This window comes from Mycobacterium sp. WUMAC-067, assembly GCF_020217485.1.
In the GTDB taxonomy this organism is placed as follows: Bacteria; Actinomycetota; Actinomycetes; order Mycobacteriales; family Mycobacteriaceae; genus Mycobacterium.
On the sequence record NZ_JAEKMI010000018.1, the window covers coordinates 50,966 to 63,638 of the forward strand.

General features: G+C 66.8%; 14 protein-coding genes. 8 read left to right on the forward strand and 6 right to left on the reverse strand.

The features are described 5' to 3' along the window. Nucleotides 1-70: 70 nt before the first annotated feature. The 6 genes from JF781_RS14775 to infA all read right to left on the reverse strand — a co-directional run bounded on the left by JF781_RS14775 (nucleotide 71) and on the right by infA (nucleotide 3,162). A complete protein-coding gene (locus JF781_RS14775; RefSeq protein ID WP_008260253.1) occupies nucleotides 71-1,114 on the reverse strand; it encodes a DNA-directed RNA polymerase subunit alpha in 1,044 nt (347 codons plus the stop codon). A 75-nt stretch (nucleotides 1,115-1,189) separates the two neighbouring features. Then, a complete protein-coding gene (gene rpsD, locus JF781_RS14780; RefSeq protein ID WP_067171969.1) occupies nucleotides 1,190-1,795 on the reverse strand; it encodes a 30S ribosomal protein S4 in 606 nt (201 codons plus the stop codon). Between the two features lie 9 nt (nucleotides 1,796-1,804). Continuing rightward, the gene (rpsK, locus tag JF781_RS14785; RefSeq protein WP_225328703.1) at nucleotides 1,805-2,221 is read right to left on the reverse strand and encodes a 30S ribosomal protein S11; all 417 of its coding nucleotides are present in this window, start codon (nucleotides 2,219-2,221) and stop codon (nucleotides 1,805-1,807) included. A 6-nt stretch (nucleotides 2,222-2,227) separates the two neighbouring features. After that, the gene (gene rpsM / locus JF781_RS14790) at nucleotides 2,228-2,602 is read right to left on the reverse strand and encodes a 30S ribosomal protein S13 (RefSeq protein WP_066880444.1); all 375 of its coding nucleotides are present in this window, start codon (nucleotides 2,600-2,602) and stop codon (nucleotides 2,228-2,230) included. A 174-nt stretch (nucleotides 2,603-2,776) separates the two neighbouring features. Continuing rightward, on the reverse strand, nucleotides 2,777-2,890 hold the full coding sequence (gene rpmJ / locus JF781_RS14795) for a 50S ribosomal protein L36 (protein WP_003879483.1): 114 nt from the start codon (nucleotides 2,888-2,890) through the stop codon (nucleotides 2,777-2,779). A 50-nt stretch (nucleotides 2,891-2,940) separates the two neighbouring features. Then, nucleotides 2,941-3,162, reverse strand: a complete 222-nt coding sequence (gene infA / locus JF781_RS14800) for a translation initiation factor IF-1 (protein WP_003418601.1) — start codon at nucleotides 3,160-3,162, stop codon at nucleotides 2,941-2,943. A 305-nt stretch (nucleotides 3,163-3,467) separates the two neighbouring features. Between infA and JF781_RS14805 the strand changes: the two genes are divergently transcribed. The 8 genes from JF781_RS14805 (at nucleotide 3,468) to JF781_RS14840 (ending at nucleotide 12,666) form a co-directional block, all read left to right on the forward strand. Continuing rightward, nucleotides 3,468-5,099, forward strand: a complete 1,632-nt coding sequence (locus JF781_RS14805; protein WP_225328711.1) for an FAD-dependent oxidoreductase — start codon at nucleotides 3,468-3,470, stop codon at nucleotides 5,097-5,099. A gap of 8 nt (nucleotides 5,100-5,107) precedes the next feature. Beyond that, complete coding sequence (locus JF781_RS14810; RefSeq protein WP_225328702.1) at nucleotides 5,108-6,628, forward strand: ATP-binding protein; 1,521 nt, start codon at nucleotides 5,108-5,110, stop codon at nucleotides 6,626-6,628. A gap of 36 nt (nucleotides 6,629-6,664) precedes the next feature. Beyond that, nucleotides 6,665-7,513, forward strand: coding sequence for an LLM class F420-dependent oxidoreductase (locus tag JF781_RS14815; RefSeq protein WP_225328701.1), 849 nt, complete (start codon nucleotides 6,665-6,667; stop codon nucleotides 7,511-7,513). Between the two features lie 20 nt (nucleotides 7,514-7,533). Then, nucleotides 7,534-8,400, forward strand: coding sequence for an LLM class F420-dependent oxidoreductase (locus tag JF781_RS14820; protein ID WP_225328700.1), 867 nt, complete (start codon nucleotides 7,534-7,536; stop codon nucleotides 8,398-8,400). 27 nt (nucleotides 8,401-8,427) lie between these two features. Then, nucleotides 8,428-9,423, forward strand: coding sequence for a dTDP-glucose 4,6-dehydratase (gene rfbB, locus JF781_RS14825; protein ID WP_008260499.1), 996 nt, complete (start codon nucleotides 8,428-8,430; stop codon nucleotides 9,421-9,423). A gap of 1 nt (nucleotide 9,424) precedes the next feature. After that, the gene (gene rfbC, locus JF781_RS14830; RefSeq protein WP_225328699.1) at nucleotides 9,425-10,042 is read left to right on the forward strand and encodes a dTDP-4-dehydrorhamnose 3,5-epimerase; all 618 of its coding nucleotides are present in this window, start codon (nucleotides 9,425-9,427) and stop codon (nucleotides 10,040-10,042) included. 240 nt (nucleotides 10,043-10,282) lie between these two features. Then, entirely contained in the window at nucleotides 10,283-11,404 is a 1,122-nt protein-coding gene (locus JF781_RS14835) for an acyltransferase (RefSeq protein ID WP_225328698.1), read from the forward strand. Nucleotides 11,405-11,529: 125 nt separating this feature from the next. Next, nucleotides 11,530-12,666: an acyltransferase gene (locus JF781_RS14840; protein ID WP_225328697.1), complete on the forward strand. Its 1,137-nt coding sequence runs from the start codon at nucleotides 11,530-11,532 to the stop codon at nucleotides 12,664-12,666. The last annotated feature ends 7 nt before the right edge of the window (nucleotides 12,667-12,673 follow it).

A 12,673-nucleotide genomic window follows, 5' to 3' on the forward strand; every position in this document is an offset into this window, starting at 1 on the left:
GGGACGGCTTCTGTTATCGGTGTCCGGTTCCTCAGCGGCCGCCGCACGGCCGCATCGTCACCGGACGGCCTTACAGCTGTTCGGTTTCCGCGTAGTCCTGGTCGTCGTAGGCGGCCTCGGTAGACCAGGTGCCCGTGGCGACGTCGTAGCCCGCGACCTGCGAGGGGTCGAAGCTCGCCGGGCTGTCCTTGAGCGACAGGCCCAGCTGGTGCAGCTTGACCTTCACCTCGTCGATGGACTTCTGACCGAAGTTGCGGATGTCCAGCAGGTCGGACTCGGTGCGCGACACCAGCTCGCCGACGGTGTGCACACCCTCGCGCTTGAGGCAGTTGTAGGACCGCACCGTCAGGTCCAGGTCGTCGATCGGCAGCGCGAACGACGCGATGTGGTCGGCCTCCGCCGGCGACGGCCCGATCTCGATGCCCTCGGCCTCGACGTTGAGTTCGCGTGCCAGACCGAACAATTCGACCAGGGTCTTACCCGCCGACGCCAGCGCATCGCGGGGATTGATCGAGCTCTTGGTCTCGACGTCGAGGATCAGCTTGTCGAAGTCGGTGCGCTGCTCGACACGGGTGGCGTCCACCTTGTAGGTGACCTTGAGCACCGGCGAGTAGATGGAATCGACTGGGATGCGGCCGATTTCGGCGCCCGATGCCCGGTTCTGAACGGCCGGCACGTAGCCACGGCCACGCTCGACGACCAGCTCGACCTCGAGCTTGCCCTTGTCGTTCAGCGTCGCGATGTGCAGGTCGGGGTTGTGCACCGTCACGCCGGCCGGGGGCACGATGTCGCCCGCGGTGACCTCACCCGGGCCCTGCTTGCGCAGGTACATCGTGACGGGCTCGTCCTCCTCGGAGGACACCACCAGGCTCTTGAGGTTCAAGATGATGGCGGTGACGTCTTCTTTGACGCCGGGCACAGTGGTGAACTCGTGCAGCACGCCGTCGATGCGGATGCTGGTGACGGCCGCGCCCGGAATCGAGGACAGCAGCGTCCGCCGCAGCGAATTGCCCAGGGTGTAACCGAATCCCGGCTCCAGCGGCTCGATGACGAACTGGGAGCGGTTGTCGGTGAGGACTTCCTCTGACAGTGTGGGTCGCTGAGAGATCAGCATGGTGTTCTTCTTCTCCTTCTCGGCACCCGCTATTTGATGCCGTTAGGTTTTCGGGCCGGCCGGCCCGAAAGTCACTTACTTCGAGTAGAACTCGACGATGAGCTGCTCGGTGAGCGGCACGTCGATCTGGGCCCGCTCGGGCAGCTGGTGGACGAGGATGCGCTGACGCTCCCCCACGACCTGCAGCCAGCTCGGGATCGGCCGGTCGCCCGCCGTCTCCCGCGCGATCTGGAACGGCACGGTGTTCAGCGAGGAGTCCCGCACGTCGATGATGTCGTACTGCGACACCCGGTAGCTGGGGACGTTCACGTGCACGCCGTTGACGCTGAAGTGGCCGTGGCTGACCAGCTGGCGGGCCATCCGGCGGGTACGCGCCAGCCCGGCGCGGTACACGACGTTGTCGAGCCGGCTTTCCAGGATCCGCAGCAGCTCTTCACCGGTCTTGCCGGATTGCCGCACGGCCTCTTCGTAGTAGCGACGGAACTGCTTTTCCATCACGCCATAGGTGAAGCGGGCCTTCTGCTTCTCCTGCAGCTGCAGCAGGTATTCGCTTTCCTTGATCCGCGCGCGGCCGTGCTGGCCGGGCGGGTAGGGACGCTTCTCGAACGCCTGGTCGCCACCGACGAGGTCGGTGCGCAGCCGGCGCGACTTGCGGGTGATGGGTCCGGTGTAACGAGCCATGAGTATCTCCTAGACCCTTCTGCGCTTCGGGGGGCGAACGCCGTTGTGCGGCTGGGGAGTGACGTCGGAGATCGCGCCGACCTCCAGACCGGCGGCCTGCAGCGACCGGATCGCCGTCTCCCGGCCCGAGCCCGGGCCCTTGACGAACACGTCGACCTTCTTGACGCCGTGCTCCTGCGCCTTGCGCGCGGCGTTCTCGGCGGCCAGCTGCGCGGCGAACGGCGTCGACTTCCGCGAGCCCTTGAACCCGACGTGGCCCGACGACGCCCAGGCGATGACGTTGCCCTGCAGGTCGGTGATCGTCACGATCGTGTTGTTGAAGGTGCTCTTGATGTGCGCCGCGCCGTGCGGGACGTTCTTCTTTTCCCGGCGACGGGTCTTCTGCCCCTTCTTGGGGGCGGACGCTGCCTTCTTGGCTGGTGGCATGGCTGATTACCTGGCCTTCTTCTTGCCGGCGATGGTGCGCTTGGGCCCCTTGCGGGTGCGCGCGTTGGTCTTGGTCCGCTGGCCGCGCACCGGCAGGCCACGGCGGTGCCGCAGGCCCTGGTAGCAGCCGATCTCGATCTTGCGGCGGATGTCGGCCTGGACCTCGCGGCGCAGGTCACCCTCCACCTTCAGGTTGGCTTCGATGTAGTCACGCAGGTGGGTCAGCTGGTCGTCGGTGAGGTCCCTGGTGCGCAGGTTCCTGTCGATCCCCGTCGCTTCCAGAATCTCGTTCGAACGGGTCCGGCCGACGCCGAAAATGTAAGTCAGCGCGATCTCCATCCGCTTGTCACGCGGCAGATCGACGCCTACTAGTCGAGCCATAGGTGGCGTTTCCTCTTTTTCTAGGCGGAGGTCTGATCCCAGTCCGTTCCCGATCTATCCGGGGCCCGGCCTCCGTCCGGGCGTGAGTGAGCGACGTATTCGCTCAGTGGTACTGGGAGGTCTGCATTCAGTTGTGGTGTTGGTAGCGCGGGGCGCCTCAACGGCGCGGCGGCATCAGCCCTGACGCTGCTTGTGGCGCGGATCGGAGCAGATCACCATGACCCGCCCGTGCCGACGGATCACCCTGCACTTGTCACAGATTGGCTTGACGCTCGGGTTCACCTTCACGGCTGTTCGATCCTGTTCTGTCTATTCGTAGGTTGTTCTGATCGGGCTTGTTACTTGTACCGGTACACGATGCGGCCCCGGGACAGGTCGTAGGGAGACAACTCCACCACCACCCGGTCCTCCGGCAGGATGCGGATGTAGTGCTGCCGCATCTTGCCGCTGATGTGGGCAAGCACCTTGTGACCGTTCTCCAGCTCAATGCGAAACATCGCATTGGGCAGCGGCTCGACCACGCGGCCTTCGACCTCGATGGCGCCGTCTTTCTTGGCCATAACTAGTTAAGAATCCTCGTCATTTAGTCTCGTTGTCGTCTGCGCCCAGACCGGCGCGACATGGCACACCGACTTGCAACGTGAGCCGGTGACAGGACATTCCTAGGACTGGACACACAAAAAGTCGGCGCGGAGGTCGCACCGTCGTTCCACGATACCTGGTCATCGGCCACCACCAAAATCGCTGTGGGTGGAACGCGGGGCCGCCCGCTCGACCTCCCACACGCCCGCTGACGAGCGCATACTTAACGCCAGTGAATACACCCGCACGCCCCGCAGACACCGCACCGCAGCGCAAGCCCGTCATGCTCACCGTCGACGACGATCCGTCGGTTTCGCGGGCCGTCGCGCGCGATCTGCGTCGCCACTACGGCGAGGACCACCGGATCGTGCGCGCGGAGTCGGGGCCCGACGCGCTCGGCACCCTCAAGGAGCTCAAACTGCGCGGCGAGACGGTGGCGCTGCTCATCGCGGACTACCGGATGCCGCAGATGAGCGGCATCGAGTTCCTCGAGCAGGCGATGGACCTGTATCCGGCGGCGCGCCGGGTGCTGCTCACCGCCTACGCCGACACCCACGCGGCCATCGATGCGATCAACGTCGTCGACCTGGACCACTACCTGCTCAAACCGTGGGACCCGCCGGAGGAGAAGTTCTACCCCGTCATCGACGGGCTGCTGGACGCCTGGCGGGCCGCGCCCGAGCACCCCATCCCGCACACCAAGGTGATCGGGCACCGCTGGTCGGCGCGGTCCTGGCAGGTGCGCGACTTCCTGGCCCGCAACGGCCTCTACTACAGCTGGTTCATGGCCGACGAGCCCGCCGGCGAGCGGCTGCTGGGCGCCGCCGGCGAGGACGGCCTGCGGCTGCCGGTGGTCGTCACCCAGCGCGGCGACACCCTCGTCGAGCCCACCGACGCGCAGCTGGCCGAGACCCTGGGCCTGACCACCACACCGTCGCAGGAGTTCTACGACCTGATCGTGGTCGGCGGCGGGCCCGCGGGCCTGGCCGCCGCCGTGTACGGCGCCTCCGAGGGGCTGCGCACCGTGCTCATCGAGCACACCGCGACGGGCGGTCAGGCCGGGCAGAGCTCGCGCATCGAGAACTACCTGGGCTTCCCGGACGGGGTTTCGGGCGGCCAGCTGGCAGACCGGGCCCGCCGGCAGGCCGAAAAGTTCGGCGCCGAACTGATCACCGCCCGCAAGGCCACCGCCCTCGAGGTGAACGGGTCCAAGCGCACCGTGCGCCTCGCCGACGGCGGCTCGATCGACGCGCACGCGGTCATCCTGGCCACCGGCGTCGCCTATCGCCAGCTGGACGCCGAGGGATGCGCGGAGCTGACCGGCTGCGGCGTCCACTACGGGGCGGCGGTCTCCATCGCCTCGGAGTGCGAAGGCGAAGAGGTCTACGTGATCGGCGGGGCCAACTCGGCCGGGCAGGCCGCCATGTACCTGTCGCGGACGGCCAAGTCGGTCAACATCGTGGTGCGCGCGCCCTCGCTGGAGGCGTCGATGTCCCACTACCTGATCCAGCAGATCGAGGCCAACCCCAAGATCAACGTGCTGACCTGCACCGAGGTGCAGCGCGCCACCGGCGACGGCCACCTCGAGCAGCTGAGCCTGGTCAACAACCGGACCGGCGAAACCGAGGACGTCACCTGCGGCCGGATGTTCATCTTCATCGGGGCCGCCCCGCGCACCGACTGGCTGGACGGGGTGCTGGCCCGCGACGACCACGGCTTCATCCTGACCGGCCCGGACCTGCGCAACGTGTGCGGCTGGACGCTGGACCGTCCGCCGCACCACCTGGAGACCAGCGTGCCGGGGGTGTTCGCCACCGGCGACGTCCGCTCGACGTCGGCCAAGCGGGTCGCGGCCGCCGTCGGTGAAGGGTCGATGGCCGTGATGCTGGTCCACCGCTACCTGGCCGAGAGCTAGGAGGGGCGATGGCCGGCGCCGAATCCATCAAGGTCCCCTGCGAGCCCGACGAGCTGCGCAGCCTGTTTTTGTTCGAGGCGCTCACCGACGAGCAGCTTGCGGTGTTGTGCGCGGCGGGCCACATCGAAAACTACGAACCGGGCCCGATCTGCGTCGAGGGCGAACCCGCCACCTGCTTCTACGTGCTGATCGAGGGCGAGCTGATGATGTCCAAGCTCTCCGGCGGCCAGGACATCGAAACCAACCGCACCTCGCAGCGCGGCGTGTACTGCGGGGCCTGGCGGGCGTTCACCGGCGGGAAGCAGAAGAGTTACGACGCCTCGGTGCACGTCACCCGGCCGTCGCGGTTCTTCGTGATGGACGCGCCGGTCTTCGCCCGGTTCATGAAGGACCAGTTCCCGATGGCCGTCCACCTGCTCGACGGCATCGCCGTCGGCACCGACCGGACCCGCCGGATCATCGACAACCGGGAGAAGCTGTTGGCGCTGGGCCGGTTGTCGGCCGGGCTGACCCATCAGCTCAACAACCCGGCGGCGGCAATCGCGCGGGCCGCGTCGGATCTGCGCGAACGGGTGGCCAGCATGCGGCACAAGCTGGCGATGCTCGCCGACGGCACCGTCTCCCCCGAGGCGCTCAGCGCCCTGGTGCGGCTGCAGGAGCGGGTCGCCGAGCAGGTCGCCAAGTCCGCCTCGCAGCATTTGAGCGCGCTCGAGACCTCCGACCGCGAGGACGCCGTCGGCGACTGGCTCGAAGAGCACGGCATCGACGGCGGCTGGGACATCGCGCCGACGTTCGTGGAGGGCGGCATCGACACCGATTGGCTGGAGCGGATCTCCGCGGTGAGCGAGGAGCTCGCGTCGACATCGGCGGAGCAGGCGATCCGATGGATCAACTACACCATCGAGAGCGAGCTGCTGATGAATCAGATTCTGGAAGCCAGCAAACGGATTTCGGCGCTGGTCGCCGACGCCAAGCAGTATTCGCAGATGGATCGGGCCCCGTTCCAGGTGACCAACGTGCACGATCTGCTGCGCAGCACGCTGGTGATGTTCGCCGACCGGTTGACCAAGGACGGCACCAAAAACTCGCACGCCGTCACCGTGGTCAAGGATTTCGACCAGTCGCTTCCCGAAATCCCGTGCTATCCGGGCGATCTCAACCAGGTGTGGACCAACATCATCGACAACGCGATCGCCGCGATGCGCGACACCGGCGGCACTCTGACCATCCGCACCTGCCGGGAAGGCGACAGCCTGGCCCGCATCGAGATCTGCGACACCGGGCCCGGCATCCCCGAGGACGTGCGCGAGCACATCTTCGAGCCGTTCTTCACCACCAAACCGTTCGGCGAAGGCACCGGGTTGGGCCTGGACCTGGCGTTCAACATCGTGGTCAAGAAGCACCGCGGGGACCTGCGGGTGGAATCGGCGCCCGGCGACACCCGATTCATCGTGCTGCTGCCGCTGGAGCCGCCCGCCGCCGGCGTCGCCGTCGCCGACCTCGATGAGGACATCGCAGCGCCGGAATAGTGGAATAGGGCCGCACCGCGCCCGGTTGGGAACACCATGACCGATGCACCAAGCAAGCCCGATCTCGGCCGGTTCGGATCGTTCGGACGCGGCGTCACACCCCAGCAGGCCAAGGACATCGAGGCGCTGGGCTACGGGGCCGTGTGGGTCGGCGGTTCGCCGCCCGCCGAGCTGGCCTGGGTCGAACCCCTCCTGGAAGCGACGACGACGCTGCAGGTGGGCACCGGCATCGTCAACATCTGGACCGCGGCCGCCAAGCCGGTGGCCGAATCCTTCCACCGCATCGAGGCGGCCTACCCGGGACGCTTCCTGCTCGGCATCGGCGTCGGCCATCCCGAGGCCCACACCGAGTACCGCAAGCCCTACGACGCCCTGGCGGACTACCTGAAGCAGCTCGATGACTACGGGGTGCCCGCCAACCGCCGGGTCGTCGCCGCGCTCGGCCCGCGCGTCCTCAAGTTGTCCGCGGAGCGCTCCGCCGGGGCGCACCCCTACCTGACCACGCCGGAACACACCGCGCGGGCCCGCGAGATCATCGGCCCGTCGGCTTTCCTCGCCCCCGAGCACAAGGCGATTCTGACCACCGACGCCGACAAGGCCCGGGCGGTCGGCCGCAAGGCGCTCGACGTCTATTTCAATCTCGCCAACTACCGAAACAACTGGAAGCGGCTGGGTTTCGGCGAAGACGAGGTCACCCGGCCGGGCAGCGACCGGCTGGTGGACGCGGTCGTGGCCTATGGCACCGCGGACCAGATCGCGGCGCGGCTCTCCGAGCATCTCGAGGCCGGCGCCGATCACGTCCCCGTGCAGGTCCTGACGAAGGATGAAAACCTCGTCTCGGCGCTGGCCGAACTGGCGGGCCCACTGGGATTGAATCCGTCCTGACGACTCGTAGGGGGAGCTGAATGACCGAGGGAGTTTCGCTCAAGCCCGACCTGGGCCAGTTCGGCGTGTGGCTGCCGACCCGATCCATCACCCCCCAGCTGGCCGCGGGGATCGAATCGCTGGGCTACGGCGCCGCCTGGATCGGCGGCTCGCCGGATGCGGGCCTGTCCTGGGCCGATCCGGCGCTGGCGCGGACGACGTCGCTGCACCTGGCCACCGGAATCGTCAACATCTGGTCGGCACCGGCCCCGGCGGTCGCCGAGGCGTTCCACCGCATCGAAACCGGCCACCCGGGAAGGTTTTTGCTCGGCGTCGGCGTCGGCCACCCCGAGCACACCCAGGAGTACGTCAAGCCGTACGACGCCCTGGTCTCCTATCTCGACGAGCTCGACGCGGCCCTGGTGCCGACCAGCCGTCGGGTGGTCGCTGCCCTCGGGCCGCGGGTGCTGCGCCTCGCAGCGCAGCGCAGCGCGGGCGCGCACCCCTACCTGACCACCCCGGAGCACACGGCCAAGGCGCGCGAATTGCTCGGCGGGGCAGTGTTTTTGGCGCCCGAGCACAAGGTGGTGCTGAGCACGGACGCCGAGCGCGCCCGCGAGGTCGGCCGCCAGACCGTCGAGCATTACCTGGGCCTGAGCAACTACGTGAACAATTGGCTGCGGCTGGGGTTCACCGAGGCCGACGTGCGCACGCCCGGCAGCGACAGACTGATCGACGCGGTGGTCGCCCACGGCACCCCCGAGGCGATCGCGGCCCGGCTGCGCGAGCATCTGGACGCCGGGGCCGACCACGTGGCCATCCAGGTCCTGGGCGGCTATTCCGAAGAAACGCTGCTACCTGCGCTGACCGAATTGGCCGGCGCTCTGGGGCTAACTGCCACAAACTGACCGATCGGCTCGGTTAGGGTTTGGGGCATGCGGTTACTGGTCACCGGCGGCGCTGGTTTCATCGGCGCCAATTTCGTGCACAGCACCGTTCGCGAGCATCCCGAGGACTCCGTGACCGTGCTCGATGCCCTGACCTACGCGGGCCGGCGCGAGTCGCTGGCCGGCGTCGAGGACGCCATCGAGCTGGTCGTCGGCGACATCACCGACGCCGAACTGGTGTCGCGGCTGGTCGCCGAATCCGACGCCGTGGTGCATTTCGCCGCGGAGAGCCACGTCGACAATGCGCTCGAGGGCCCGGAGCCGTTCCTGCACACCAACGTGGTCGGCACCTTCACCATCCTCGAAGCGGTGCGACGTTACGGTGTGCGGCTGCACCACATCTCGACCGACGAGGTCTACGGCGACCTGGAGCTCGACGACCCCCAGCGGTTCACCGAGGCGACGCCGTACAACCCGTCCAGCCCGTATTCGGCGACCAAGGCCGCCGCCGACATGCTGGTGCGGGCCTGGGTGCGGTCGTACGGGGTGCGCGCGACGATCTCGAACTGCTCCAACAACTACGGGCCGTATCAGCACGTCGAGAAGTTCATTCCGCGACAGATCACCAACGTGCTCACCGGGCGGCGGCCCAAGCTGTACGGCGCCGGCGCCAACGTCCGCGACTGGATCCACGTCGACGACCACAACAGCGCGGTGCGGCGCATCCTCGAAAAGGGCGAGATCGGTCGCACGTATTTGATCAGCTCCGAGGGCGAGCGCGACAACCTGACCGTCTTGCGGACGCTGCTGCAGATGATGGGCCGCGAACCCGACGATTTCGACCACGTCACCGATCGCGCCGGCCACGACCTGCGCTACGCCATCGACCCGTCGACGCTGTACGACGAATTGTGTTGGGCGCCAAAGCATACCGATTTCGAGGAGGGGCTGCGTGAGACCATCGACTGGTATCGCGCGAACGAATCGTGGTGGCGTCCGTTGAAAGACGCCTCGGAAGCCCGCTACGAAGAGCGTGGGCAGTGACGTGAAAGTTCGCGAACTGAAGATCCCCGGGGCCTGGGAGATCACCCCCGCCGTTCATGGCGATTCGCGCGGCCATTTCTTCGAATGGCTCACCGACAAGGGATTCAGCTCCTTCGCCGGTCACCGGCTGGACGTCCGGCAGGCCAATTGCTCGGTGTCATCGGCGGGCGTACTGCGCGGACTGCATTTCGCCGAGGTACCGCCGAGCCAGGCCAAGTACGTGACCTGCGTGCGCGGCGCGGTATTCGACGTCGTCGTCGACATCCGGGTGGGCTCACCGACATTCGGACAGTGGGACTCGGTGCTGCTCGACGACACCGAGCACAGGACGATTTACCTCTCCGAAGGCCTCGGACACGGATTCCTGGCATTGCAAGACGATTCGACGGTGATGTATCTGTGCTCGGCGGAATACAACCCGCAACGCGAACACACGATTTGCGCAACCGATCCGGCGCTGGGAATCGATTGGCCACTGGTGGGCGGCGCACCGCCGAACCTGTCCGACCGCGATGCCGCGGCCCCCAGCTTCGACGAAGTGTGCGCCTCCGGCCTGCTTCCCACCTGGGAGGAGACGCAGGCGTTCATCGACGGTTTGCGGACGGAGCCCACGAATTGACGCGGGTGATCGGCGCCGCCCATTGCGGCGACGTGCGTTATCCCGCACCATTCTTCGTGCTCGCGGCGCGTGAAATTGTTTTCGCCGCCTGACCTGCCTATTAGACGTATATCTATTAACGTTTCCATTGCGTCCGCCGAATTGGACCGGTGCCGTAAAGCGGCAATGTTCGGCGTTCCGTGGCGCTAGGATTGCGCCGATGATGCCGAGGACGCCCTGTTTGATTGGCGGGAGCCGCCGATGAAGCTTGGGCAGGTGTTCGATCCGCGAAGCAATGCGCTCAACGCGTGGCGGTTGGCGCTCGCGGGCGAGGTCATCTTTTGGCACACCTACCCGATCCGGGGTCATCTCCCTTCGGTGCGGGCCGTTCTGCAGCTGCTGCTCTGCGTCGGCGTGGACGGGTTCTTCGCGATCTCGGGCTTCCTCATCACGGCAAGTTGGATCAGTAACCCGCGGCTGCGCGCGTACCTGGCCGCCCGCGCCCTTCGCATCCTGCCCGGCTTCTACGTCTGCATGATCGTGACCGCGTTCGTCTTCGCCCCGCTGAGCGTGGCGATCCAGGGCGGATCGGCGGCCAGGCTGCTGTTCTCGTTCGCCCCGTTCGAATACGTCCTGAAGAACATCGCGGTGATGTGGCTCAAGCCCGACGTCGGCGGCACCCCGCACGACATTCCCAACGCGGGTATCTGGAACGCCTCGCTGTGGTCGTTGTTCTGGGAAGTGATGTGCTATCTGGTCGTTGCCCTCATCGGTGTGGCCGGACTCGCCAACCGCCGGTGGGTTTCCCCGACGATTTTGGTGGTGGCGGCGATCGGGGCGTCGATGATGCCGCCCGTCACCTTTCCCGAGGTGTTCAATCGGCCGACCGGCAACGTGGGAGCCGTCATCATCTTCCTCGCGTGCCGCGCCGCGATCATGTTCGCGGCGGGAGCGCTGCTGTATCAATGGCGCGATGTCATTCCCGCGCGGTGGTCGCTGGTCGCGGTGAGCGTGGTCATCGTGCTGCTGGCCGGACAGCTGCCCGATTACCGGGTGGTCGCCGCCGTCCCCCTGGCGTACGCCGTCGTCGTCTCCGGCTCCCTGCTGCACCACAAGCGCTTGAGATTACGCACGGACGTGTCCTACGGCATGTACATCTATGCGTACCCGACGCAACAGCTTTTGGCCGTCCTCGGCTTGCTCAGCCTCAATCCGTTCGTGTTCTGTCTCGCCGTGGCGGCGGCGACCCTGCCGCTGGCCGCGGCGAGCTGGTTCCTCGTCGAAAAGCCGGCGAGGTCGCTGAAGGCGCGGCTCAAACGAAAAGCTGCGGGTGCCCCCGAAGCAGCGATGGTGCTGCCGCCGGAGGCCACGGGCGCCGCGTGAGTTCGGTCGCTACCGCCCACGGACTCACGTGACGGCTCCACCGGCTTTACCGGTTGTCACCGACCACCGACCTCTGGCCGATACGATGGCGCCGTGGCGCGTGGCGTAACGAGGGCCGGAGGCAGATGAAGCTCGGACAGGTATTCGATCCGCGAAGGAACGCGCTCAACGCGCTTCGGCTGGCGCTGGCGGCAGAGGTGATGCTGTTTCATTCGTGGCCGATCACGGGACACATGCCCCCGAAGTCGACTCTGCAGCTTTTCTTCTCGGTGGGTGTGGACGGGTTTTTCGCGATCTCGGGGTTCCTGATCACCCGGAGTTGGCTTACCGACCCGCGCCTGCGTGACTACCTGACCGCCCGCGCCCTTCGCATTCTGCCCGGTTTCTATGTCTGCCTGATCGTGACCGCGTTCGTTTTCGCCCCGCTCAGTATGGCGATTCAAGGCGGGTCGGCCGCCAAGCTGCTGGGGTCCGCCGCGCCGCTCGAGTACGTCCTGAAAAATAGTGCGATCGCCTATCTGCAGCCGACGATCGACGGAACACTGCACGATCTACCGGGTGGAAATACCTGGAACGGCTCGATGTGGTCGTTGGTCTGGGAATTGCTGTGCTACTTGTTCGTTGCCGCTATCGGCCTGGCGGGACTGGGCAATCGTCGCTGGGTATCGCCGGCGGTTTTGGCGGTGGCGACACTGGGAGCGTTGGTCTTGCCGCCCCTGACATTTCCCGGGATATGGACCATTCCGCAGCTTGCCGTGCGCGCGGCCATCATGTTTTCGGCCGGAGCCGTCATGTATCAATGGCGAGACGTGATCCCCGCCCGCTGGTCGCTCGTCGCGGTCTGCGTCGTCATCGTGGCGGCGGCCGGGTTCTTGCCCGACTACCGGGTGGTCGGCGCCCTGCCGCTCGCCTACGCCGTCGTCGTCTCGGGCTCCTTGCTCAAGAGCGAACGGTTGAGGCTGCGCACCGACCTGTCCTACGGCGTCTATATCTACGCATTCCCGACCCAGCAATTGCTGGCCGTCTGTGGTCTCGCGACGCGTTTGTATCCGCCTCTGTTCTTTGTCGTCTCGGTGGTGGCCACGCTGCCGCTGGCCGCGGCGAGCTGGTTCCTCATCGAGAAGCCCTCGATGTCCCTGAAACGGCGCCTTCGGCGCAAGTGGTCCGCCCCGGTCGCGTCCAGCGCCGACGAAGCCCTCCCCGTCAGCACGGCCGATGTCATGGCCGAGGGGCCGGCTCCGGAGGCCCCGGGCAACGCCTGACCCGATA